This is a genomic window from Pontibacter populi, from assembly GCF_040278685.1.
Classification (GTDB): Bacteria; Bacteroidota; Bacteroidia; order Cytophagales; family Hymenobacteraceae; genus Pontibacter; species Pontibacter populi.
Genome location: NZ_JBEOKT010000021.1, coordinates 49,226 through 72,132 on the forward strand (window position 1 = coordinate 49,226; position 22,907 = coordinate 72,132).

Here is a 22,907-nt window from a genome sequence, read left to right on the forward strand (position 1 = left end):
TACCAACCGGCAAAACAAGCGGCAGCTACTTGTGCAACATTACAACGCCGGGCTACGCCAAGCAAATCATTCACAAAATACATGCCTGTAACTGCTTCATTATCTTAAGATTTTAGTTTGATTGTCTTGGAATAGTATACTTATCGAGTTATGCCTGTCGTTATAGTTGAACCAATGTGCTATACCCGGCATTGTTGTTTATAGTTTGAATACCATCGTTATTATGCTCTCTACCAAACATCACTCATTCTTTAAAAACAGACTTAGTCACTTTCGTTTATTTCGATACTTCCTGTTGGTATTGCTTTTTGCGGCACTTCCTGTTTTACAGGGATTTGCAACTAATTTGCCAGGCCCCGCACGCTTACAGGAACTTGACCTGTTTGCTTTTAACACCGATGCTCGATATGCCAAAAACGTAAAAACTCTGGCAGCTTACCTTAATAAAGAAGCCACAAACGATTACGAACGTGCCCGTGTTGTTTTCGCCTGGATTGCCCGGAACATCCGCTACAACGACCACGGGTACAATGCCGGTAACTTCGGTGACAATTCAGTGGAAGTAGTTTTGAGGAACCGGTTATCGGTCTGCGATGGTTACGCCAGACTTTACAAAGCGCTTGGTGAGGAAATGGGTTTGAAAGTTGAAATTATAAGCGGATATGCCAAAGGGTATGGGTATTCACCCGGAAGAAGGTTTAACCAAACAAACCATGCCTGGAATAGCGTGTATCTGAATGGGAGCTGGAGGTTGGTTGATGCCACCTGGGGCTCAGGGAGCGCGAGAATGGTGAATGGGAAGCTGAAAACTATAGTTGCCTATAATCCATACTGGTTTGATGTTGACCCGCATGCCTTCCTGTTCAGCCACCTGCCCAAAGACCCGAAATGGCAGCAAATTGAAAAGCCGATAACACTGGCACAGTACGAAAAGCTTACCTCTGTAGAGGAGTCGCTTTTTAAACTGGGTGTCGACGCTTCTGAAGTATTAACAGGCCTGACCACGGGCAAACTCAGCAACATCCCTACTACCTGGAACACCGACCTGCCTATAAAAATAGAGAAAGCCCCATTGCACGGAAAGCTGCAGCCCGGTAAATCTTACTTTTTGTCGTTCACTGTTGCCGACGATGTTGAGTTGCTAGTGCTAAACAATAAACAATGGTTTTACTTTGATACGAAAGGCACCAGCCACATCATCCAGCTAAAACCAGCCCAGGGTAGTCTCGCAGTTATGGCCCGTAAAAAAGGCAGCAAAGGGAATTATAGTTATTTTCTGGAATATAAGGTTGGTGGGTAAATAGTGGTAATTTAATAGCTATTCTCTATTGTCATTTCGAGCGCAGCCGAGAAATCTTATGTGTCCTGTAGTTTCATTACTGTCTTTTCGAACAAAGTGAGAAATCTATCTCAGCTTTTAGCGAGCTATACCTCCCGAACCAAGCTATCCTTTCAAACTACATCTAATCCTGGGAGCTCTACAAACCTATCGTTTCAATCAGGCTTTGGTGCCCTCACGGCCGGGAGGCCCCGTCTTCGGGCATCGCGCTGTGCGAATCTCTTTTGCTCCTGCGTCGCAATGCCTGCGGCACCAGATATTCACAAGGCGCTCAACCCGAAGACTGTGATATTTCTCATAGTTATAGTTTGTCTATAGTTTGAACTGATAAGCTCCGAGATTCATCATGGTTGTATTTCCGTAGGGACAGGTCGCGACCTGTCCGCGGGATAGGCTGAAACTATAGAACTATAATGCTAACTATAGCAACAGCAGAAAGTCCCCCTTTGAAGGGGGCGAAGGGGGATGTTAAACTGGATCAGATCGCTCACGCTGTTCGAGATGACAAAGTAAAAAGCAGAAAAGCTCCCCGCCTTAAACTACCGAGAAGAGATTTCGAAGGTAGCGAGCATAGCTCTGAGGGGCTGGGGGGTAGACCACGGAAACTATAAACCTACAATGCTTTCAACAACGCCTGCTTATATGCTGCAAAAGATGCTGCATTGGCCTTACTATCCGTGAAGATCTCCAGAATACCTGCTCCGGCATCAGCAGCAAAAAAAGTCATTAAAGTACTTTCCATTTCTTCTGAACTATGGCAGGCAATATAGTTCATTCCGAAATCACGGGCTGTGTTGGCAGCATCCAGCGCTTGTCTCGTCTCGAAGAACTCCTCCAGTTCCGGTTGCTGTTTTGGGCCGTCTATTAACCTGAAAATACCGCCGGCGTGGTTGTTCAGAATAACGATTCTCAGGTTTTGAGGCAGGTAATTATGCCACAGACCGTTACGGTCGTAAAAGAAAGCCATGTCACCGGTAACAAGCGTGGTGATATTGGAGTTGGTAAGGGCACAACCAACGGCGGTACTGTTACTTCCGTCTATGCCGCTGGTGCCTCGGTTAGCATACACTTCCACATTTTTTCCGGCAGCTAACCCTATGATGTTGGCATAGCGTACAGCCATGCTATTGGCTAAATGCAGGTTACTTTGAGGCGGCAGATTCTCAAAAATCCGGGCAACTATGGTTAACTCACTAAGCTCGGCTTTGGAGGTATGATCTTTTAAGAACGAGGCTGCTTTATGTTCAATCTCAGTCCAGTCCGAACTATAGTTTGTGTCATTTTTAGTAGCGTCTATAGTTCCGAAAAAAGCCTCCGGGGTGCTTCGGATAATGCGGGTAAGCGACTGGTACGTATCTGCTAACTGGCCGGCTGGCTGTATATGCCAGTGCGCTTTTGGCTTATACTTGCGCAGGTAAAGTTTAAGTGCCTTCGAGATAACCGATTTACCAAATGTGATCAGCAGATCAGGTTGTAACCTCTCCAACTTCTCAGGGTCAGAGCAGGCAAGGATGGCATCCTGGTGGCGAATAGTTTGCGGTAACCTATGTATGTTTGCGATCAGGTCGCCAACTATAACGGCGCCGGTTTTCTCGACAAACTGCTGTAATGCTGGTTGTATTTCTGTTGTGTGGTTTTGCTGACCGGAAACTATAAGAATGCGGTTATAGTTGCTGATCTCCTTCTGCAATTGCGCTACCTGTTTTTCACTTAAACTATAGTTGGCAGGCTCTTCTACTATAACCTTTACATCAGAGTCAAAAACAAGTTCTTCGCCGGCAGCAGGGTAAAAGGGCTCACGTAGCGGGATGTTAATATGAACCGGACCGGCAGGATAAGCCAATGTTTCGTTCAGCGCTTCGGAAACCATGCGTTCGCTATGCCACACACTGTCTTTATGCGATAAATCAACCGGAAAAGTATAACTGTTTTTGATGTGTTGACCATAGATGTTTTGCTGCCTGATGGTCTGTCCGTCAAGTTGGTCAATCCACTCAGGTGGGCGGTCAGCAGTAAGTATAAGCAAGGGCACCTGTTGGAAAAAAGCTTCAGCTACGGCGGGAGCATAGTTTAACGCAGCAGTGCCCGATGTGCAGATCAATACCGTTGGCTTACCAGTTCTTAAAGCCATGCCCAACGCAATAAAAGCAGCGGCACGCTCATCGCTTACAGTTCTAACGTTCAGCTTCGGGTGACGCGCAAACGCTATCGTTAAAGGCGCACAACGCGACCCCGGCGACAACACAACATTTTCCACTCCCTTGCGGGCACAAATCTCGGCTATATTAACAACTGGCTGAAGTATCATAATGACTGAATGAGCGATTGTGTGATCGAGTGAATAGAATTTAAGAAAGCTGAATTTAAAAAATGAATTTACTTTGAATATTCACTGATTCACTCATCCTAAATTAAAAATTAGACAGTATTTTCCCCATTGTCTGCATTTTATACTGGGTTTCCTGCCATTCTTTTTCAGCGTCTGATTCTCCGGTAATGCCTGCTCCGGCGTATAGTATGGCCTGGTCTTTAAGGAGCTGCATGCAGCGCAGGTTTACGTAAAGGTGTGTGCCATCAGGAGAATTAACCGGACCTAAGTAGCCACTATAATAGCTTCGGTTATAGCCTTCGTGCGCTTTTATAAAGTGTAGCGCCGGCTCTTTTGGCAAACCGCAAACCGCTGAGGTAGGATGGAGCAGTTCCAGCATATCTGAACCCAGTGTCGGGAAGTCTACTTCGGTCAGGTCAACGCTGAAATCAGTGCGCAGGTGCATCAGGTTGCCGGCAACAATCGTTCGGGGGCCAACTTCGGTATACTCTCGCAGGCGTAGTTTTTTGAAGCAGCTCAGGATATAGCGCTCTACCATGCCCTGCTCTTCAATTTCCTTTTGCCGCCAGATTGCATTGCCTACCGGCTCTCCCTGTGTGGCAGGTTGTGTTCCGGCCAAAGCTACTGTTCTGAAAACATTATCCGTATCGACGCTGACCAATATTTCCGGGGAGGCACCGAGCCATGTTCCAGCCTCTGGCACCGAAACCAGCGACACAAAACCGTTCGGGTAGTTTTTCAGCATCAAACTATAGATCGCTATCAAATTAAAACCGGCAGGCAATGGGTGGGTAGCCGTACGCGACAGCACCACTTTTTCCATGTAGCCATTGTTTATAGTTGTAATGGCTTCAGCAACAGCATCTTTAAATCCGGCTTCGGTTTGTTGATTTATAGTTTCAGAAGCATGCAGGTGCCAGTTTTGCTTTATACTTTGCGACCTTTGCAGCGCAACTATAAATTCCTGCTTTTGTGTTTGAGTTACATCATCAGAAAAAGTTAAAAGCCCGGTTTCAGAACTATGAACAATATCAGCTTTAATAAAAAGAGTAGGTTGCTCACCAACTACAAACGGACAGAAAAAAAAACCAAAGGGACTGTTCTCAAGCTCGGGTTGTTCGATGTGTATAGCGCTATTAAAAGAGATGCAAGCGTTTGCTCCTGAAGCGGAGGGAAAGCGCCACACGGCTACAGGCAATTGTAAGGCTAGTGCGGTAGTTACAACCTGCTCTAAACTATATTTTTGCGTATCGGTTCCGGAATTTGTATTGCCAGGGGCATGATCTGCCATGATTCTATTTTTTATCGATAACGGCCACTGTCATGCGGCTGATGCATACCAGGTTGCCGGCTTCGTCTGTAATTTTAGTCTCCCAAACCTGGGTGCGGCGGCCATTGTGCAAAACGGTTGCTTTGCCATACACCCAGCCTTCGCTTACACCGCGAATGTGGTTCGCATTTATCTCTAACCCAACACAGGCTTTCTGAGTCAGGTCAACCTGCAGGGCAGCACCTATACTTGCCAGCGTTTCGGCCAGCACTACCGAAGCGCCGCCATGCAGCAGACCCATCGGCTGGTGCGTGCGGAAATCGACAGGCATTTTGCCCACCAGGTATCCTTCGCCGGCTTCCGTTACTTCAATACCCAGGTGCTCTACCATGGTATTTTTATTCCACTCCTTTACGCGCTCTAACGTACTTATATTTTTATCCATGGGCTGCGATGGCTATTTTCGCGGTTGAAAAGTCCTTAAAAGCAAAAGTAGAAGAATTTTGAGTATCAAAAAAGTATACCTTATCCGCCACGGGCAAACAGATTACAACGTACAGTGCATTGTGCAGGGCAGCGGCGTAGATTCGCAGTTAAACGACGAAGGACAGCGCCAGGCAAACCTGTTTTTTCAGCACTATAAACACATCCCTTTCGATAAAGTTTATACCTCCATGTTACAGCGCAGCATACAATCGGTGCAGGGTTTCCTGGACCTGGGCATACCGCACGAAACATACGATGGCCTGAACGAGATAAACTGGGGAACCCGCGAAGGTACCCGCATTACGCCCGAAGAAGACGCTTATTACCATAACATTCTGCAGACCTGGTGCGATGGCGAAACCCACGTTTGCATTGAAGGCGGCGAAAGCCCGGACCTGGTAGCGGCAAGGCAGGTGTCGGTTATCGAAACTATACTGAGCAGACCCGAAGAAGAAACTATACTGATCTGTATGCACGGCCGCGCCATGCGCATTTTGTTGTGCCAGTTGCTAAAGTACCCGCTCCGCTGCATGGACCAGTTCGAGCACCAGAACCTGTGCCTGTATCAGCTTGATTATACGGGCAGTATGTTTACCGTTAAAAGCTATTGCGACACAGCCCATCTGCACATTCAAAAATCACCTGACCAAACTATACCCGACCCTCACGAACAAATTAGGTAGTATAGTTTGAATAAAATATTTTTAAATCTAATTTTGGGCGGATTATAAGGAGCCCGACCCGGGCGATAAAACGATACGACAAATATGGCTGAAGTAATAAGAATGCCAAAGATGAGTGACACGATGACCGAAGGGGTGATCGCATCTTGGCTGGTAAAGGTTGGTGATAAAGTAAGTTCCGGCGATGTGCTGGCAGAAGTAGAGACTGATAAGGCAACTATGGAGCTGGAGTCGTACAACGATGGCACACTGCTTTACATTGGTCCTAAAAAAGGCGAAGCTGTTCCGATTGATGCTGTAATAGCCATTATTGGTAAAGAAGGTGAAGATATTTCGGGCTTATTAAACGAAGCAGGCGGAAGCGCTCAGCCCGCTGAACCTGCAAAAACTGAAGCTCCTAAGGAAGAGAAAAAAGAAGAAGCAAAACCTGCTGCTGCACCTGCAAAAACAGAAGCTCCGGCTGCTAAAACATCTGTAGATACCAGCAACATTAAAGCATCTGTTATCAGGATGCCGAAAATGAGCGATACTATGACAGAAGGCGTACTGGTGAGCTGGCTGAAAAAAGTAGGCGATAAAGTAAAATCCGGTGATGTACTGGCTGAAGTAGAGACCGATAAGGCAACTATGGAGCTGGAATCTTACGAAGATGGCACACTGTTGTACACTGGCGTAAATGCCGGCGATTCTGTTGCTATCGATGCTGTTATTGCCATTATAGGCGAAGAAGGCGCAGACTATAAAGCCCTGCTGGAAGGCGGCGCAGATACCGAAGGAAGCAAGAAAAGCACACAGACAGACCAGTCTGTAGAAGCTGGTGTGGATGCTGTTACTTCTGATAAAGTAGAAACTACTACCGTGCCTGCACAAGGCGCTGAAACCGAAAGCACAACTGCTGAAGGTGGTAGAATAAAAGCTTCTCCGCTGGCCAAGAAAATGGCGCAGGAGAAAGGTATTAACCTGGCACAGGTAAAAGGTACCGGCGAAGGTGGCCGTATCGTTCAGCGCGATATTGAGAACTTTAAACCGGGTGCTGAAGCGCCACAGAAAGCTGCTGCTGCTGCACCACAGGCTGCACCTACTGCAACTATACCAGGTGCACCTGCCGATGCTTATGAAGAAGTTGCCGTATCGCAGATGCGTAAGGTAATTGCACGCCGTCTGGCAGAAAGCAAGTTCTCGGCTCCGCACTTCTACCTGACCATGGAAATTGACATGGACAAGGCGATGGAAGCCCGCGTTTCTATCAACGAAGTGTCTCCGGTTAAGGTGTCGTTCAACGACCTGGTAATTAAAGCGGCTGCTGCGGCATTGCGTCAGCACCCTGCAGTTAACTCGTCGTGGTTAGGCGATAAGATCCGTTATAACAAGCACATTAACATTGGTGTAGCCGTAGCTGTAGAAGAAGGCCTGCTGGTGCCGGTTGTTCGCAACGCCGACTATAAATCACTGTCAACTATAGCTGCTGAGGTGAAAGACCTGGGTGGCAAAGCGAAGAGCAAGAAACTGCAACCATCAGACTGGGAAGGTAACACGTTTACTATCTCTAACTTAGGCATGTTCGGTATTGAAGAATTCACTGCGATCATCAACCCGCCGGATGCCTGCATCATGGCCGTTGGTGGTATCAAGCAAACGCCTGTTGTGCGCGACGGTGAGATCCGTATTGGCAATGTAATGAAAGTTACCCTGTCGTGCGACCACCGTGTAGTGGATGGTGCTGTTGGCTCTGCTTTCCTGCAGACATTTAAGAACCTGCTGGAGAACCCTGTTAGAATACTGGTGTAAACTTCATCAAATTATAAAATAAAAACGCCTCTTCAGAAATGGAGAGGCGTTTTTATTTCTTGAAGTATAGCCTCGGTTGTAACGTTTTAGTAGCAGTATCTTGTTGAGACTCAATGTATTAATTTGCGTATACAATACTATGAAAAAGTTATACATATCTACAATAATCGCTTTACTGTTCGTGCTTATTGGCAGTTTTCCGGCTATGGCACAATCTACTAACTCTAGAGCTGACGAAGATGCGCGCCGCCTTCATCTGGCCGACTCGATATTTCAGGTGCGAAGTGCTTCAACAGAAGTAACCAAATCGGCGCTAAAAGAAGCAGAACGAGAGTTAAAACTGGCCCAGGATAAATATAAAGCTGCAAAGGAGGCGCACAAACGCAACACGGATGCTGCTAATGCGGCCAAAAAAACATACAAGCTCGAGCAAAAATCTATAAAAGCCCGCGAAAAAGCCGAGAAGCAATCTGCTAAGTCGGGCGATATGTAAAATACTACTCGGGAGTTTGAGTGTAACGGTTGTATTAAGATAGTTCGTAGCAGTTGCAAAGCATAAAAAAACCTCTCCGGGTTAGGAGAGGCTTTTTTGTTTGTAAACTATAGTTTTTATACTTCGGCTTCAGTGTTTATAATCTTAAGTGCTTTGGCAATCTTGTTACTCCATTTCTTTTGCTTGGCATAGTTGTTTCCGCCATAGGTTTCACGGTCGTAGCGGTTTTGGTGCGCCTGCATCTGTGCCAGCTTTTCGTTCAGCATTTTCTCTACCTGGTCTTTTTGCCTGATGGTTTTCTTATCGAGGTTGTTGATTTCAATTTCCAGCATTTCGGCATACAGGTGCGCTATATCAAAATGTATTTGTTCGTGCTTCAGCGTGTAATCATCTTTATAGCCGGGCTTCACCCACGACTCATTCTTAAAAGCTACGGCGTAAGCATCGTAAGAGGTGCCGCCCGACCAGAAGCTTGTTTCCCGTGCTTTTAAAAAGATGGTTACCGTTATTTCAGCGCCTTTATGGGCATCTGAAGCGTGAGGCCTGCCCTGGAAATCCTGCCACGTTAGTTTTTTGCCAGGTTCGTAAGCCAGCACATTATACTCCTGTGCCATGCCACTGAACGATATCATCAATCCCGATATAAGCAGAAAAAGTCCTTTCATGTGCGTCGTTATAGTTGCTTATGATATGCTAATGCATAAAGTGGGCCAAAGGTGCCAACCCAAACTATATCTTCTGCTAAATTTCGGGACAGCATCTTTATTTTGGCTTCACAACTATAATTACTAATGCTGAGATTGATGAAGAAACTATAGCGTAATCGTTATTTAAATTAAGCTCTCCCGGCGTACAGTTTTTCTTTGCCTGATAGCGATCATTCCTGCCAGGTAAGCCATCGGGATGTAAGCAAAAAGTAAATCAACTATAGTATACCAGGTTGGTGATGGAAGCATGAAAACACTGGCAATTCCGCCGGCCAGGAAAAAGACGCCAATAGCCAAAGCGAATTTCATTTTATGGTTGGCTGCAATTATTGCCGCTACAAATGCTCCTGCAAAAGTACCGAGCGCATGCGCCAGGAAGGGGAAAATAAAATGCTTAGGCTCAAATAAATGCATGGTAGCTTTCAGCCCTTCTGTGGTCGTAACATCGGCGCCGTTTGGAGGCGGAATGATGGAACCACTAATGGAAATTAAGCCCATATTCACGAGGCTGCCAATGATAATGCCTGCTACTACAGCCAGTATGTTTCTGATGATTGGATTCATTTATATTAGTGGTTAGTGTTTGATCTGCTGTTTATTCTCTGACAATGTATTGGTTGTTACGATAGCACTAATTGGAGCAACAATTATCGATAGAACCGTAGTTATGCTTTGACTTTAAAAAATGATTAACTATTGAATAATTTATGAAGCTCTAAATAGCGAATGATGAAGTTCTCTATTCAGTAAGTGCTTATTCTACGCTCACGCTAAACTTATCCTGGGTTCCGTATTTCTCTGGCTTTCCTAATGAAACCATCCATCTGTCATAAGTTGCTTTGGCTAACCATTGCACCACATAGTCATCTTTTAGTTTAAGAACAGAAGCAGCCTCGTTGGCTAGTTTCTGAGCTATTTCAAAGTATGCGCTTTTTTTGCTGTGGTGAAATATGAAGGCAGCATAAAACTTATCAATAGGCTCACTGATCTGGTTTTCCTTGTATAGCTTATTTACTTGTTCAAGCCGGATGCTGTCCCGCTTCGCCATATTGTCTTTAAATATGCCAAGATATGCTCTGACGGTCATCCTGTCTCCCTGGTCAGTTTTATAAGCGTATGCCAGTTTCTCACTAGCATCACCGGTGTTTATTATCGCTTGCTCTAAAGGACGAAACAAGCCAATAAAAACACCAGTAATACATACCGTCATGATCACTAATGGTATTTTCAACCACTTTTTATCAAGGTCTCTGCGAAAAATTTTAAGTATACCAGCCGCCAGCAGGAATGCCAGACTTAAGGCAATTAACATTAGCAAAATGAAACTTACGAGGTTGTACATGTAGGAGAGTGTACTAACAGCCAACAGGGTAATGAATGGGATCAAGTATTTTTTCATATTGCTAAGGGTATAATTTGTATGATGCTAACGGTTTGGGTATGGCGCGTGTCCCGAAGGGCATGCACTATACCTGCTGTTGTGCGTTCGTTTTTTTTATTCTTTTTACTAATGCTGTCCCTAAATACTCTTTCAGTTTTGGAAATTTCCGTCTGTAATATTCATTCCAATAACTTATCATTCTGCTTTCAGTCTGTTGCCAATATTTAGGGTTTTCCTCTGTAAATGAGTGGTAATCATCAATTGTCTTTTCATTTATATGTTCTTCTAAGACTTCTAAAATTTCATATACGTACTCCCCAAGCAATTGAACTGTAAAAGGGATTATCCACTTTTCATCTTGATTAATTAATTTTTTTAGTCTCCTTTCTCGTAAGTAACCATTGTGGTGTCTTAAAAAAATGCAGTTCAGAATGGTTTTCTGTCTGTCAGTTAAATTATTTTCATTGTCAATGTCCGGCTCGTCAAAGTAAAGTCTGTAAGGGATTGTAAGTTCTTCTCCCATCAACTTGATTGTCAATTCAGTCGAATGAATCAGATTATCAACTTTCTGAACCTGTCCGTCACAAAGCTTCACGTCATTCTTTTCGAGTGGCAATATTTTGACAACTGATTCCACATCCGATTTGAGTTCGGTCGGAAAGGATTTTAGAAGTCTGTCCTTATATTCTTTGGTTTTATTTTTTGTCAACCAACTCAGCATTAGTTCTTTTTAAATGACGCCCAACTATAGTATAAACAACATAAACATTCGTTTAGCCTACCAAATCGGGCGGATAAACGAATGTTTAATGTAGAAATTCCTATACAACTAGCCAAATACTAACTGCCTGCAAAAAATCTCCTCCAACTGTTGCTCTAGTTGCCGGTAAACCCAAACGTATTTCACCTGTTTAACTGTGAGATGCAGATGTCAGAACAATAGTTGCCTGGCTTCCAAAATAAAAGACAATTTGGCGCAAACTATACAATTGGCTTTTTGTTTGAAGTGCCGTAGCTTTACAAACTTACTACAGCTAAATATCAACTATAGCCGTAGCTAACTATAATCAAAAACGCAATTCATGACAAGGATAAGATCAACCACAGTTTTAGGAATATACCATAACGGCGAAGTAGCATTAGGTGCTGATGGACAGGCAACTATGGATAAGCACATTGCCAAAAGCAACGTTAAAAAGATACGCAAACTGCTTGATGGGAAAGTAGTTACAGGCTTTGCCGGCTCTACTGCCGATGCTTTTACACTGCTTGAGCGCTTCGAGGAGAAACTGAACGCCTACCAGCAAAACATGAAACGCGCTGCCATAGAACTTGCCAAAGATTGGCGCAAGGACCAATACCTGCGCAAACTCGAAGCCATGATGGTAGTAGCCAACAAAGACGAACTGCTTATTATTTCGGGAACCGGCGATGTACTGGAACCAGACAACCAGATCGCTGCTATTGGCTCCGGAAGTATGTATGCCCATGCAGCAGCACTTGCGCTAAAAAAACACGCACCGCATTTGTCAGCAGAAGAGATGGTACGCGAAGGTCTTAACATCGCCGCCGATATCTGTATCTACACCAACCACAACCTGATCATCGAGAAACCGGCTGTGTAGTTATGAAGTTAGAAAGTTTGGAAGTTAGGAAGTTAAAGGTGTAGAGGCGCAATATTTTGCTTCTTGTTAGCCACGTTCAAATTCCCCTCCTGGGAGGGGTAGAGATGGGTTAATTCATTTCCTTGCTTTTAGGGAAATCCTGGATGTAATAAAGCCTGTCAGCTTATACTATGCTCTTACTTAACCTTATAGCTGCGAACAACGAATAACTAACAACTATTTACGAAAGGCAATAGCTGCGATTAACGAATAACCAACAACGAATAACGAAATATATCTTAACTTTGCGGACCCAGGTAACCCTGTAAAGGTTGCTTTATGCTATTAACTATGAACGTATCAGAATTCTTAAAGAAACACTACAAGCACTTTAACGCGGCCTCTGTGATAGACGCTGCCGAAGGTTATAAAACACACCTGAACAACGGTGGTAAAATGATGATCACGCTGGCTGGAGCCATGTCTACGGCTGAGATGGGTATCATTCTCGCCGAGATGATCCGACAGGATAAAGTGCATGCTATTTCGTGTACAGGCGCCAACCTCGAAGAAGATATCTTTAATCTGGTAGCCCACGATTATTATGAGCGTGTGCCGCATTACCGCGAACTTTCTGCAGCAGATGAAGAGGCTTTGCTAGCGCGCCACATGAACCGCGTAACCGATACCTGTATTCCGGAAGAAGAAGCGATGCGACGTTTAGAGCACACCGTACTTAAGTTCTGGGAGAAAGCAGACCAGGAAGGCAAATCTTACTTCCCGCACGAATTCTTTTACCAGATACTTTTATCCGGCGACCTGGAACAATATTACCAGATCGACCCGAAGAACAGCTGGATGCTGGAAGCTGCTAAAAAGAACCTGCCGATCATTTGCCCGGGCTGGGAAGACTCAACCTTAGGTAACATTTATGCTGGTCACGTTATAGCCGGTGACATCAAAAATGTACATACCATGAAAACCGGTATCCAGTACATGATCTACCTGGCTGACTGGTATACTCAGAATGCGAAAGAGGAATCTACGATAGGTTTCTTCCAGATAGGTGGTGGTATTGCCGGTGACTTCCCGATATGCGTGGTACCAATGCTGCACCAGGATTTGCAGCGCACAGGCGTTCCGTTATGGGGCTACTTTGCGCAGATCTCTGACTCTACAACCAGCTATGGTTCTTACTCAGGCGCCGTGCCAAACGAGAAGATTACCTGGGGTAAATTAGGCAAGGAAACACCAAAGTATATGATCGAGTCGGACGCAACTATAGTTGCACCGCTGATATTTGCGATCGTGCTGGATATGTAAGGAATGCCGGAAGGCTAACTATAAAAAGCGGCTGCAGGATTAACTCTGCAGCCGCTTTTGTTTTATATGGTAAGTTAGATTATTAACTCTCGTCGGCCAAACCGGAACTCTTCTTCTTTCAGGTAGAAATCACCACACTTCTGCAGGATGGTAATGTTGTCAATGGTCACTTCCCAGTTAAAGTTATAGTTGCAAAGGAAAGCAAGCAGAGGTCCAAGCATTTCAGGAGTGGTATCGCCGAGGGCGAGCGTAATGTGAGGCAACCACATATTCGGGTTATAGTAAATGCCCATTTCGCTGCTCATTTCAGAAATATCGCGGTGCAGTTTGGCGTGTAGTTGGTTTAACGGGGGCGTGCGCAGCACAGGTATGTAAACGACCGGCGTTGGCCCCGGGAAAATGCCTAAACCGGTGGTGCGGATCGTAAAATCAGGCATCTCGAAACAGGTAAGCTCCAGGTATTGCTTCAACTCTTCCATATCCGGGATCTCTGCCGTAAGTATGGTAAGATGCGGATAAGGCGTTATTTTCACCCCATTAAGCCCAAACTTTGTTTCAAGCAGTTCTGTCAGTTCAGAAACGCGGTCGGAGTGAAATTTGTCTAACAGCGAAGTTATCGCGATCATAGTTGCCTGTTAAATAAACGAATTGCCAACCTGCAAAGATATGCATTTATACAACTGCATTGCTAATGAAACGATTGCCTACTGTAATTGTTTAGTTAAACGATTTAAAACATAATGGCTATAGTTTTTGGAATGCACCAACTATAGGTCATGTGGTTCATAGTCTTAGCATTAGCCGTTGGGTGGGCAGTATGCGTTTATTTAAGTACCTTTGCACTTTATAGCATGATTTCGATTAGATGATCTCCATAAACAACCTTAGCTTTCATTTTGGCAGCCGCCCGATGTACGACGATGCCAACCTGCACATCCGTCCGAAAGATAAAATTGGTCTGATTGGCCTGAACGGTACCGGAAAGTCAACGCTGCTGCGCATTATAGTTGGCGAGTACAAACCGGACAGCGGCAGCATACAAATGAGCAAGGACACCACCATTGGCTTCCTGAACCAGGACCTGCTGAGTTACCAGACCCACGAAAGTATTTTGTCGGTGGCGATGCAGGCTTTTGAAGAAGCAATGAGTTTGCAAAGCGAGATCGATAAGGTGCTGATAGAGTTTGAGCATAACTTTGAAGATAAACTGGTCGAAAGACTGGCGAACCTGCAGGAGCGTTTCGAAGCGCTTGGCGGCTACACCATGCAGGCCGAAGCCGAAGCAATTCTGGAAGGTCTTGGCTTTAGCACCGAAGAACTGCAACAGCCACTGGCCTCGTTTTCGGGTGGCTGGCGCATGCGTGTGATGCTTGCCAAAATCCTCCTTCAAAAGCCATCGTTGCTGTTACTCGATGAGCCTACCAACCACCTGGACTTACCTTCTATTAAATGGCTGGAGACTTACCTGGAGCGCTTTGAAGGTGCTGTGATCATTGTATCACACGACCGTGAGTTTTTAGATAGAACTACCAATATTACAGTAGAAGTATCAGGTGCCAAGCTGAATGTATACCCGGGTAACTATAGTTTTTACCTGGAAGAGAAGGCCATGCGCAACGAAATACAGAAAGGCGCATACGAAAACCAACAGGCCCAGATTCGCCAGACAGAGCGCTTTATAGAGCGTTTTAAAGCCAAAGCAACTAAGGCCAAGCAGGCGCAAAGCCGCATGAAACAGCTGGAACGTCTAGAGCGAATAGAAGATGTAGCCCCGGAATCAGCTAAGGTTAATTTCAGCTTTAAGTTTAGTGTGCAGCCGGGCCGCCATGTTTTCAGGTTGGAACACATGAGCAAGGCTTTCGGTAACAAAGTTATTTTCCGGGATACAAACGTACACATTGAGCGTGGCGATAAAATTGCCCTGGTGGGTGCCAACGGTAAAGGTAAATCGACGCTACTCCGCATTATTGCCGGCACCGAACCGATACAAGGCAAACGTGAACTCGGCCATAACGTCATCATGTCGTTTTACGCGCAGCACCAGCTGGAATCGTTGAACGTGGATAACGAGATCTTACAAGAGTTGCAGCAGGCAGGCTCCAAAAAAACAGAAGTAGAATTGCGTACTTTGTTAGGTTCGTTCCTGTTTACTAACGACGATGTTTTCAAAAAGATAAAGGTGCTTTCAGGAGGGGAGAAAAGCCGTGTAGCGTTGGCCAAAACACTGATCTCAGAAGCTAATTTCCTGATGCTCGATGAGCCTACCAACCACCTTGACATGCAGTCGGTAAACATCCTGATCCAGGCGCTGGAGCAATACGAAGGTACTTTTGTGATCATCTCGCACGACCGTTACTTTGTAGAGAATGTAGCTACCAAGATCTGGTATATCGAGGATTATCAGCTGAAAGAGTACCCGGGTACCTATCACGAGTATGAGGCTTTTCAGGAGAAGCGCGAGAAAGAAGCCAAACTTCAGGCAGCTGTTGCCCCGGCTCCTAAAAAAGAAGAGCCAAAACCTGCTCGTAATAACTCAGAATTTAACCAGCTGAATAACCAGCTTAAACAGGCCAATAAAAAACTGACTGAGCTAGAGAAAAATGTGCAGCAACTGGAACAGGAATTGGCAAAATACGAGACTGAGCTAGCCGACCCGAAAGTGTATGGCAATGTAAGCCTGTTGCAGGAAACCTCTAAAAAGTTTGAAGCTGTAAAAAAAGATCTCGACAAAGCCAATAGCCTGTGGGAAGAGCAGATGATGGAGGTTGAGGAACTGGAAGGAAAGCTGAGTTAACGATAATTTAAATTATAAAAGTAAAGGCCCAACTATAAAACTATAGTTGGGCCTTTACTTTTATAATTGTTAAGCCTGTTATTGAGCAATTACCTTTATTAGGGTTCCTTTATCTACACGGTCTATCAGTTGCATGCCATTCAGTACAGCAATTTCTTCGAGCCTGTTCGTAGGCATACCAAAATTTTGTAAGGCCTGGGATAAAGAGGTGGAATTAGCAACGGTTTTAATACGTATACGCTCCGGTTTCTTATTGATCTTCGATTGATCGGTCAACGGTTTAAAGTTGGTCATGGTACCAGAGAAGGTGTTGAAATAGTTATTAAAATCGTTGGCAGTGGTAATACCCATGATACTATAAATATTACCGCCATACTGTATAAAATAAGTCAGTGTGCCTATAGTACCTTGTTCCTGTTTTTGCTCTGCAACCATGGCCAGCGCATTGTTACCATTCACGGGCACGTTCTTCGATTCTACCAATGTCAGTTTATAACCTTCCAGCGTCTGACGAGCAGCATCTTCCAAAGAGGTACCCGGTGCCAGTGTCAGGTTCATAATTGCTTTACCATTAGGCTCACCCATCTGGAAACTCTGTGGTGAGTTCAGGTATTTCCAGCCTTGTGGTATCGGGAACTGGAATTTAAGTTCCGGATGATAAAATATCTGGTTCTCAACAAAGCCCTGCTTCGGGTCTTCGCCATATACCATTCCATCTATCATGCGCAGGTAAGAATTTCGGCCTACTTCCAGTTTGGTAGCCTTCAATTTCTTCTGCCACTCAGCAGCTAGTTGTTGCACGGTGGTGTAGCGGTTACCCGGGTCCGGGTGCGTCGAAAAAAATTCGGGTATAGACTGGCCACTTTCTTCCTGCTTGCGCTGTAGAGTTAAAAAGAAGTCAGCCATCTCATCTGCATCATAACCAATTTTGGTAGAATATTCTACACCAAGCCTATCCGATTCACGTTCATCATCACGCCCAAATTTAAGGAACAACAAGCCTAAACCCTGCGATGCCATTTCGCCAAACTGTGCCAGTTCCGGCGCTATAACCATACCGGCTATCAGACCAACCTGCGCCAGTATCGATTTGCTTTGTTGCTGGGCTGAGTGGCGTGCGGCAATATGACCGATCTCGTGGCCAAGAACACCGGCAAATTGCGCTTCGTTGTTAAAGTGCGCCATAATACCGCGTGTAAAGTACACATAACCACCCGGCACTGCAAAAGCGTTTATAACCGGGGAGTCAAGCACCTTAAAATTATACTTGATGTTATTGCGGTGTGAAATGGCTGCCATGGCCTGGCCTTTTTCATCTATAAAGCGCTGTATCGCCGGGTTTTCGTACATCCCGAACTGCGCCACTATCTGAGGGTCTGCCTGCTGGCCCATTGCCAGTTCCTGTCCCTCCGACATCAGGATCACGTCCTTTTTACCTGTTACCGGGTTAGTAGAGCAGGAGTTAAAGAACAGCATTATACTGGTTAATAAAACCGTTATCGATAATCTTTTCATTGTATCATAGTTTATAGCCTAAAGGCTTTCAGGGCAGATGTCTAAATCTTTGAAAACCTATATTCTACTTGCAACGATTATGAAATTGATTAGTTGCAGGAAACCTTATTATACAGCCAGATGACAAATTTTTAGCCAGGTTGCTGCACAGTTACAGTAAATAAACTTGTAGCATTTAAACTATAGTTTATTATACTTTAGGTATTGTCCGAGGCGAACCATTCAGCAAAGGAGTTCTCTGTTTCCCAAAGCCTTAAACTATGGAGCTGTATAGTAACGGGTAATTGTTGGGTAAGTGTGTTCTTAAAATCGATGAGCATGTACTCGCAGGTAGGCTGGTAAGGAGTTAAAACAACCTTCTGGTTCATTTGCTGCAGTACAGCCAACAATTCCGGTGAACTGTCTTGCCGTAGGATGAGGGCGTGGTCCAGTGGTTCAACTATAAAAGTATTCACTATTTTTTTCAGGTCACCAAAATCTAATACCATCCCATATTTCGGGTCTGTGGTATCGTTTATTGGCTGACCAACTATAGTTACCTGCAATTTATAAGAGTGCCCGTGTATATTCTTACACGGGCCATCATAGTTAAGTAAAGCGTGCGCCGTTTCAAACGTGAACTGGCGCGTAAGTCTGATGTAATCCATTAAGGTTAAGCGATAGCCTCTGCTCTTCTCAGTTGTAGCTGTAATAATATATCTTCCGCTTCCAGTAACTCATCCAGCATCAGTACCTGTCGCTCCAGTTCGTTGCGGAATAGTTCCGGTAAAAGTTTCTTGTAATAAGTAATGCCATCCTGCATGTTCTGCCAGAAGTTGTTCAGGTATTTTTCCTGTTTGTCAGTCAGTGTTTCCAGCTGTTCTGCTTTCTTGTTCTTCCAGTAATCCACGTACATTTTCAGCTCGTTAACGAACATGTGCGGGCGGTAGGTCTGGTTTAGTGCGTTAAAACGGCCATAGATATGATCGACCATTTCGTGCAGTTTAAACACACCTGAGAAGTAGGCCAGGTTCGGGCCAGGGCAAATAGTTACGGCTTTGGTAGCCGCTTTCTTTCCAATGTTAAAAATCTGCAGCGCTGAGTTTGCCAATCCTTCGCATAAACACTCTTTGGCCAGCACGCTTTCTTTTTCAGCCTGGTATAGTTCAGGAGTTAGTACCTGCGTGTTAAGTTGCTCATCAAGCTGCTCTAATTTGCGGCGCTGGTATTTGCGCGATGCCGTACAGATCGCTTCTTCAGTAAATTCGGTGTTTGATACAAGGTGCTTTTTAACACAAGGGCTGCCTGGTTTGCCTTTGTCGATACGTATCTGTTTCAGTTCTTCGCTTGATGTTCCGCGCAGCGCGTTAAATGGTACTCCCAGTGGTGATATCGGGCTCAGGTAAAGGTCTTCCGCCTTTGCATCAGATAGTTGCTGTAAAGTTGGTTCGTCTACAGTAGTGGCTTCTGGTACCAGCAGGAAAGGAGTTCCCCATCCGGTTGCGTCCATGCCGTAATATTCCTGCAAAAAGTCGTGCTCTGCTGCCGTACCTATACCACCTTGCATGGTAATACGCTGCACCGGGATCTCACCCGGAACATGTAAGCCTTTGCTTGCTAACACAGAACTGAATAAACTATAAAGTTCGGTCTGCAGGGCATGTCGGTTCTGCTTAAACTCCTCCAGGATTGGTCCGATCAGGTAGCCATCTGTTGCAAAGGCGTGCCCGCCACAGTTTAACCCGGATTCTATTCTGAACTCAGATACCCAGATACCTTTTTTAGCCAGGATCTTGCCCTGCACCAGTGCCGAGCGGTAATCACTTACTTTAATGATCACCGTCTTCTCAAAATTACCTTTCACATCAGGCAGGAAACAAGGGAACTGCTCCAGGTAAGCAAATAACCGCATGTTCATGCCCGCTGAGAAAACTACTGATGAGTTAACCGTACTGTTTGCAAACCCACGCAGAGCTGCCAGCGCATCAGAATATTCCTGTGGTAAGGCCTCCCCGGATTTGGTATAGTTTGTCTTGTCCAGTTTGGTCATGATATTCACATCTATTTTACCGGCTACCAGTACATACCGCAGTTCTTCCTGAAGAAGGAGTTTCTGAGCCGGGTCAGTGGTTTGCAGCATTTCGTTGTAGCGCACACGCAGCGGGGAATTATCTGGCAGCAGGGTAAAGTATTTGGTAATTTCTGCTTCCGGGGTAAAGTCCTGTGCTTGCAATTCTTTCATTTGCTCTTTCACGATCTCATCTACCAGGTTCAGAAATGCAGTAGTGCGCTTAGCTCTGTAATCTTCTTCCTTGTCAGTTATAGGTTCGTAAGGTCGGTTGTATACCTTTGCGTAATGCGAGCGTGTGTGCTCCAGCAGGGCATCATCACTTAGCGATGCTACAGACGATATTCCGAAGCGCGCCACTTTAATGGGCGTGTCGATCGAAAAGGCAAGGCCCATTACAGGCAAATGAAAGTTGTGCGGTGTTGATAGTTGCATTGTAATAAGATTATAGTTAAACCATTGCCATGGTATAGTTATCAGTCACAAACTAAGCTGCATCGCCAGACTATAGTGGTAGGGATACACCTTAAGCGTACCGCAAGGTATACAGTTAACAAAAGCTTATTAATGAGCAGCATCAGCCAAAAAAATGACATAAGTCATTGTAAAATTTAGTGAAATAAATATGAAGTAAAAAGGGCATGCTATAGCCTGAAACTATAAAAAATTAACATTCAAAACGCTGAATGTTAATGAGATATCTGGCTAAACTATAGCTTTCGTATTCTGAGCTTGGTAGTAAGGTTTTGCCATTACATTCAGATCACTTATATTTATTAAAATCCTTTTAAATTGGAAGAGAACAACAGCTACAGCATTGACAGCCAGGCAAGGTTAAAGGCCATAATCGATACAGCTATTGATGGTATCATCACCATTGATAACAGGGGGAAAGTAGAAACCATGAACCCCGCCGCAGCAAGTATTTTTGGGTATGAGCCGGAAGAAGTGATCGGCCATAATATAAAGATGCTGATGCCGGAACCTGACAAAAGCCTGCATGATGTGTACATTGATAATTACCATCGCACAGGCATCGGCCAGATCATTGGTATCGGGCGCGAAGTGTTAGGCAAAAAAAAGGACGGCACCGTTTTCCCGTTCCTGCTAAGCATAAGCGAAGTAAAGCTGCAGGATAAGCAGATATTCACCGGTATTGTACACGATATTACAGAGTTAAAGAAAACTGAAGCGGCTCTTCGTGAAAGCGAAAACAAGTTCAATTCCATCATCAAAACCGCGGTGGATGGTATCATTACAATTGACTTGCATGGCTTAATGGAAATGGTGAACCCGGCTGCCCAAAAGCTTTTCGGGTATCAGGAGAGCGAGCTGCTTGGGCGAAATATCAGTATGCTGATGCCGGAGCCGGACAGCAGCCAGCACGATGGGTACATGGAGCGTTATCACCGTACGGGCATACCGCACATTATAGGTATTGGACGCGAAGTATCAGGTTTACGAAAAGATGGGTCTGTTTTTCCTTTTTTTCTGAGTATCAGCGAAGTGCAGCTTGTTGACCGGAAAGTGTATACCGGATTTGTGCATGATATTACCCAGCAGAAAGTTAGTGAAGAGCGCCTGCGCCGCTATGCTTCGGAACTTGAACGCAGTAACCGCGAACTACAGGATTTTGCGTATGTATCGTCGCATGACCTGCAGGAGCCACTGCGCAAAATACAGGCCTTCGGCGACCGACTGAAGACCAAGGAATATGATAAACTAAGCGACCAGGGTAAGGACTATGTGGACAGAATGCTGAATGCAGCGGCACGTATGCAGAACCTAATAAACGACCTGCTCGACTTTTCCAGGGTTACTTCCAAGTCAAAAGCCTTTGTGAAGGTTAAACTTGACAAGATACTTACGGAAGTACTCTCTGACCTGGAAGTAACAATAGAACAGGCCGGAGCCATTATCGAGCGTTCGCCGTTACCAACTATAGAAGCCGAACCAACCCAAATGCGTCAGCTCTTCCAGAACCTGATCAGCAATGCCATCAAATTCCGGAGAGAAGGGGTAGCGCCTATCGTTAAAATATCCTCCAGAGATGTACAGCTGCATGCCCATTTAACATCTACGCCCGGCGACGAAATGGTAGAGATTTGCATAGAGGATAATGGCATTGGTTTCGACGAAAAGTACCTAGATCGTATTTTTAATATTTTCCAGCGCCTGGAAGGGCAGAAGTATGAAGGGTCGGGGATTGGCCTGGCTGTTTGCCGGAAAATTGCAGTTCGCCATGGCGGCGACATAACTGCCCATAGTAAGCCCGGCGAAGGAACGCAATTTATTATTACCTTAGCAAAAAAACACCTTCAGGATTAAACAATAAAAGCATGAGTCATAAGAGAAGATCGATCATTATACTTATTGCCGACGATGATGCCGAAGACCGGATGCTGGTGAAAGAAGCATTGGAAGAAAGCCGTTTGAATAATAATATCCAGTTTGTAGAGAACGGTGAAGAACTGATGGACTACCTGAACAACCGGGGCAAATACGAAGATAAAGACAAGTATCCGACTCCGGGCCTGATCCTGCTGGACCTGAATATGCCTAAAAAAGATGGGCGTGAAGCACTTAAGGAAATTAAGAACGAAGACCACCTGCGCATGATACCGGTGGTAGTTCTGACCACATCCAAAGCAGAAGAAGACATCCTTCGCACCTACGACCTGGGCGTAAGCTCCTTTATTACCAAGCCGGTAACCTTTGGGTCGCTGGTAGATGTGATGAAGACCCTGAGCAAATACTGGTTCGAGATCGTTGAACTGCCCAAGTCATAGTTAGAAAGTTCAGAAGTTAAAAAGTTAGAAAGTTTAAAACGTGAAAGTGTGGTTTAAATAACAGCTTTATAACTTTTTAACTTTCTAACTTCCAAACTCACAATATATGCCTGATACCAAGACACGTGTACTGCTGATCGATGATGATGAAGATGACTTTATCATTACCCGGGATACGATAGAAGAAATTCCGGGGCGTAATTATGTTCTCGACTGGACAGCATCATTCAGCGAAGCCATGGGGTTGATAAAGGAAGAAATGCATGATGTGTACCTGGTGGATTACCGTTTGGGCGCACATGATGGCCTTGAATTGATATCGCAGGCCGTGGAAGGCGGAAGTATGGCACCCTTTATAT

Annotated in this window: 21 protein-coding genes; 10 read left to right on the forward strand and 11 right to left on the reverse strand. The window is 45.0% G+C overall.

The window, feature by feature from the left end; genetic code table 11:
- Positions 1-223 precede the first annotated feature (223 nt).
- Complete coding sequence (locus tag ABS362_RS17285) at positions 224-1,300, forward strand: transglutaminase domain-containing protein (RefSeq protein ID WP_350414034.1); 1,077 nt, start codon at positions 224-226, stop codon at positions 1,298-1,300.
- Between the two features lie 652 nt (positions 1,301-1,952).
- Here the strand turns inward: ABS362_RS17285 and menD are convergent.
- The 3 genes from menD to ABS362_RS17300 all read right to left on the reverse strand — a co-directional run bounded on the left by menD (position 1,953) and on the right by ABS362_RS17300 (position 5,383).
- On the reverse strand, positions 1,953-3,647 hold the full coding sequence (gene menD, locus ABS362_RS17290; RefSeq protein ID WP_350414036.1) for a 2-succinyl-5-enolpyruvyl-6-hydroxy-3-cyclohexene-1-carboxylic-acid synthase: 1,695 nt from the start codon (positions 3,645-3,647) through the stop codon (positions 1,953-1,955).
- Between the two features lie 103 nt (positions 3,648-3,750).
- On the reverse strand, positions 3,751-4,959 hold the full coding sequence (locus tag ABS362_RS17295; RefSeq protein WP_350414038.1) for an isochorismate synthase: 1,209 nt from the start codon (positions 4,957-4,959) through the stop codon (positions 3,751-3,753).
- A 4-nt stretch (positions 4,960-4,963) separates the two neighbouring features.
- Entirely contained in the window at positions 4,964-5,383 is a 420-nt protein-coding gene (locus ABS362_RS17300) for a PaaI family thioesterase (RefSeq protein ID WP_350414039.1), read from the reverse strand.
- 58 nt (positions 5,384-5,441) lie between these two features.
- Between ABS362_RS17300 and ABS362_RS17305 the strand changes: the two genes are divergently transcribed.
- From ABS362_RS17305 to ABS362_RS17315, 3 genes are all read left to right on the forward strand, one after another.
- Entirely contained in the window at positions 5,442-6,107 is a 666-nt protein-coding gene (locus ABS362_RS17305; RefSeq protein WP_350414041.1) for a histidine phosphatase family protein, read from the forward strand.
- Positions 6,108-6,191: 84 nt separating this feature from the next.
- Entirely contained in the window at positions 6,192-7,895 is a 1,704-nt protein-coding gene (locus ABS362_RS17310; RefSeq protein ID WP_350414042.1) for a pyruvate dehydrogenase complex dihydrolipoamide acetyltransferase, read from the forward strand.
- 139 nt (positions 7,896-8,034) lie between these two features.
- Entirely contained in the window at positions 8,035-8,388 is a 354-nt protein-coding gene (locus ABS362_RS17315; protein WP_350414044.1) for a hypothetical protein, read from the forward strand.
- A gap of 116 nt (positions 8,389-8,504) precedes the next feature.
- Here the strand turns inward: ABS362_RS17315 and ABS362_RS17320 are convergent, their stop codons facing one another.
- The 4 genes from ABS362_RS17320 to ABS362_RS17335 form a co-directional block, all read right to left on the reverse strand.
- Positions 8,505-9,053 (reverse strand): DUF922 domain-containing protein, encoded by a 549-nt coding sequence (locus ABS362_RS17320; RefSeq protein ID WP_350414046.1) that lies wholly within the window; start codon positions 9,051-9,053, stop codon positions 8,505-8,507.
- Positions 9,054-9,218: 165 nt separating this feature from the next.
- Positions 9,219-9,659, reverse strand: a complete 441-nt coding sequence (locus tag ABS362_RS17325) for a hypothetical protein (RefSeq protein ID WP_350414048.1) — start codon at positions 9,657-9,659, stop codon at positions 9,219-9,221.
- Positions 9,660-9,849: 190 nt separating this feature from the next.
- Positions 9,850-10,494: a hypothetical protein gene (locus ABS362_RS17330; protein ID WP_350414049.1), complete on the reverse strand. Its 645-nt coding sequence runs from the start codon at positions 10,492-10,494 to the stop codon at positions 9,850-9,852.
- 67 nt (positions 10,495-10,561) lie between these two features.
- The gene (locus ABS362_RS17335) at positions 10,562-11,113 is read right to left on the reverse strand and encodes a hypothetical protein (protein ID WP_350414050.1); all 552 of its coding nucleotides are present in this window, start codon (positions 11,111-11,113) and stop codon (positions 10,562-10,564) included.
- A 445-nt stretch (positions 11,114-11,558) separates the two neighbouring features.
- On the opposite strand from ABS362_RS17335, the gene hslV reads away from it, so the two are divergent.
- On the forward strand, positions 11,559-12,101 hold the full coding sequence (gene hslV / locus ABS362_RS17340) for an ATP-dependent protease subunit HslV (RefSeq protein ID WP_350414051.1): 543 nt from the start codon (positions 11,559-11,561) through the stop codon (positions 12,099-12,101).
- A 330-nt stretch (positions 12,102-12,431) separates the two neighbouring features.
- Entirely contained in the window at positions 12,432-13,403 is a 972-nt protein-coding gene (locus ABS362_RS17345; RefSeq protein WP_350414052.1) for a deoxyhypusine synthase family protein, read from the forward strand.
- Between the two features lie 74 nt (positions 13,404-13,477).
- On the opposite strand, the gene ABS362_RS17350 is transcribed toward ABS362_RS17345, so the two are convergent.
- Positions 13,478-14,029: a 2'-5' RNA ligase family protein gene (locus tag ABS362_RS17350; RefSeq protein WP_350414053.1), complete on the reverse strand. Its 552-nt coding sequence runs from the start codon at positions 14,027-14,029 to the stop codon at positions 13,478-13,480.
- Between the two features lie 239 nt (positions 14,030-14,268).
- Between ABS362_RS17350 and ABS362_RS17355 the strand changes: the two genes are divergently transcribed.
- Complete coding sequence (locus ABS362_RS17355) at positions 14,269-16,197, forward strand: ABC-F family ATP-binding cassette domain-containing protein (RefSeq protein WP_350414054.1); 1,929 nt, start codon at positions 14,269-14,271, stop codon at positions 16,195-16,197.
- A gap of 78 nt (positions 16,198-16,275) precedes the next feature.
- On the opposite strand, the gene ABS362_RS17360 is transcribed toward ABS362_RS17355, so the two are convergent.
- The 3 genes from ABS362_RS17360 to ABS362_RS17370 form a co-directional block, all read right to left on the reverse strand.
- Positions 16,276-17,712: a M48 family metalloprotease gene (locus ABS362_RS17360; protein ID WP_350414056.1), complete on the reverse strand. Its 1,437-nt coding sequence runs from the start codon at positions 17,710-17,712 to the stop codon at positions 16,276-16,278.
- A 197-nt stretch (positions 17,713-17,909) separates the two neighbouring features.
- Complete coding sequence (locus ABS362_RS17365; protein WP_350414058.1) at positions 17,910-18,359, reverse strand: 6-pyruvoyl trahydropterin synthase family protein; 450 nt, start codon at positions 18,357-18,359, stop codon at positions 17,910-17,912.
- A gap of 5 nt (positions 18,360-18,364) precedes the next feature.
- Positions 18,365-20,194 carry a hypothetical protein gene (locus ABS362_RS17370; RefSeq protein ID WP_350414059.1) on the reverse strand — a complete coding sequence of 610 codons (1,830 nt, stop codon included), beginning with the start codon at positions 20,192-20,194 and terminating at the stop codon, positions 18,365-18,367.
- 357 nt (positions 20,195-20,551) lie between these two features.
- Here ABS362_RS17370 and ABS362_RS17375 point away from each other — a divergent pair, with 357 nt between their 5' ends.
- From ABS362_RS17375 to ABS362_RS17385, 3 genes are all read left to right on the forward strand, one after another.
- Positions 20,552-22,087, forward strand: a complete 1,536-nt coding sequence (locus tag ABS362_RS17375; protein ID WP_350414061.1) for a PAS domain S-box protein — start codon at positions 20,552-20,554, stop codon at positions 22,085-22,087.
- Positions 22,088-22,098: 11 nt separating this feature from the next.
- Positions 22,099-22,548, forward strand: coding sequence for a response regulator (locus ABS362_RS17380; protein WP_350414062.1), 450 nt, complete (start codon positions 22,099-22,101; stop codon positions 22,546-22,548).
- A 106-nt stretch (positions 22,549-22,654) separates the two neighbouring features.
- On the forward strand, positions 22,655-22,907 hold a 253-nt coding region (locus ABS362_RS17385), incomplete at its 3' end, for a response regulator (protein ID WP_350414064.1).

What these genes read in the sequence shown, in the direction of transcription:
- ABS362_RS17315 (WP_350414044.1), top strand. Translation starts at nt 8,035, where the DNA reads ATGAAAAAGTTATACATATCTACAATAATCGCTTTACTGTTCGTGCTT.
- ABS362_RS17370 (WP_350414059.1), bottom strand. Translation starts at nt 20,194, where the DNA reads ATGCAACTATCAACACCGCACAACTTTCATTTGCCTGTAATGGGCCTT.
- ABS362_RS17285 (WP_350414034.1), top strand. Translation starts at nt 224, where the DNA reads ATGCTCTCTACCAAACATCACTCATTCTTTAAAAACAGACTTAGTCAC.
- ABS362_RS17300 (WP_350414039.1), bottom strand. Translation starts at nt 5,383, where the DNA reads ATGGATAAAAATATAAGTACGTTAGAGCGCGTAAAGGAGTGGAATAAA.
- ABS362_RS17350 (WP_350414053.1), bottom strand. Translation starts at nt 14,029, where the DNA reads ATGATCGCGATAACTTCGCTGTTAGACAAATTTCACTCCGACCGCGTT.
- ABS362_RS17365 (WP_350414058.1), bottom strand. Translation starts at nt 18,359, where the DNA reads ATGGATTACATCAGACTTACGCGCCAGTTCACGTTTGAAACGGCGCAC.
- ABS362_RS17295 (WP_350414038.1), bottom strand. Translation starts at nt 4,959, where the DNA reads ATGGCAGATCATGCCCCTGGCAATACAAATTCCGGAACCGATACGCAA.
- ABS362_RS17330 (WP_350414049.1), bottom strand. Translation starts at nt 10,494, where the DNA reads ATGAAAAAATACTTGATCCCATTCATTACCCTGTTGGCTGTTAGTACA.
- ABS362_RS17325 (WP_350414048.1), bottom strand. Translation starts at nt 9,659, where the DNA reads ATGAATCCAATCATCAGAAACATACTGGCTGTAGTAGCAGGCATTATC.
- ABS362_RS17355 (WP_350414054.1), top strand. Translation starts at nt 14,269, where the DNA reads ATGATCTCCATAAACAACCTTAGCTTTCATTTTGGCAGCCGCCCGATG.
- ABS362_RS17320 (WP_350414046.1), bottom strand. Translation starts at nt 9,053, where the DNA reads ATGAAAGGACTTTTTCTGCTTATATCGGGATTGATGATATCGTTCAGT.
- hslV (WP_350414051.1), top strand. Translation starts at nt 11,559, where the DNA reads ATGACAAGGATAAGATCAACCACAGTTTTAGGAATATACCATAACGGC.
- ABS362_RS17310 (WP_350414042.1), top strand. Translation starts at nt 6,192, where the DNA reads ATGGCTGAAGTAATAAGAATGCCAAAGATGAGTGACACGATGACCGAA.
- ABS362_RS17380 (WP_350414062.1), top strand. Translation starts at nt 22,099, where the DNA reads ATGAGTCATAAGAGAAGATCGATCATTATACTTATTGCCGACGATGAT.
- menD (WP_350414036.1), bottom strand. Translation starts at nt 3,647, where the DNA reads ATGATACTTCAGCCAGTTGTTAATATAGCCGAGATTTGTGCCCGCAAG.
- ABS362_RS17360 (WP_350414056.1), bottom strand. Translation starts at nt 17,712, where the DNA reads ATGAAAAGATTATCGATAACGGTTTTATTAACCAGTATAATGCTGTTC.
- ABS362_RS17345 (WP_350414052.1), top strand. Translation starts at nt 12,432, where the DNA reads ATGAACGTATCAGAATTCTTAAAGAAACACTACAAGCACTTTAACGCG.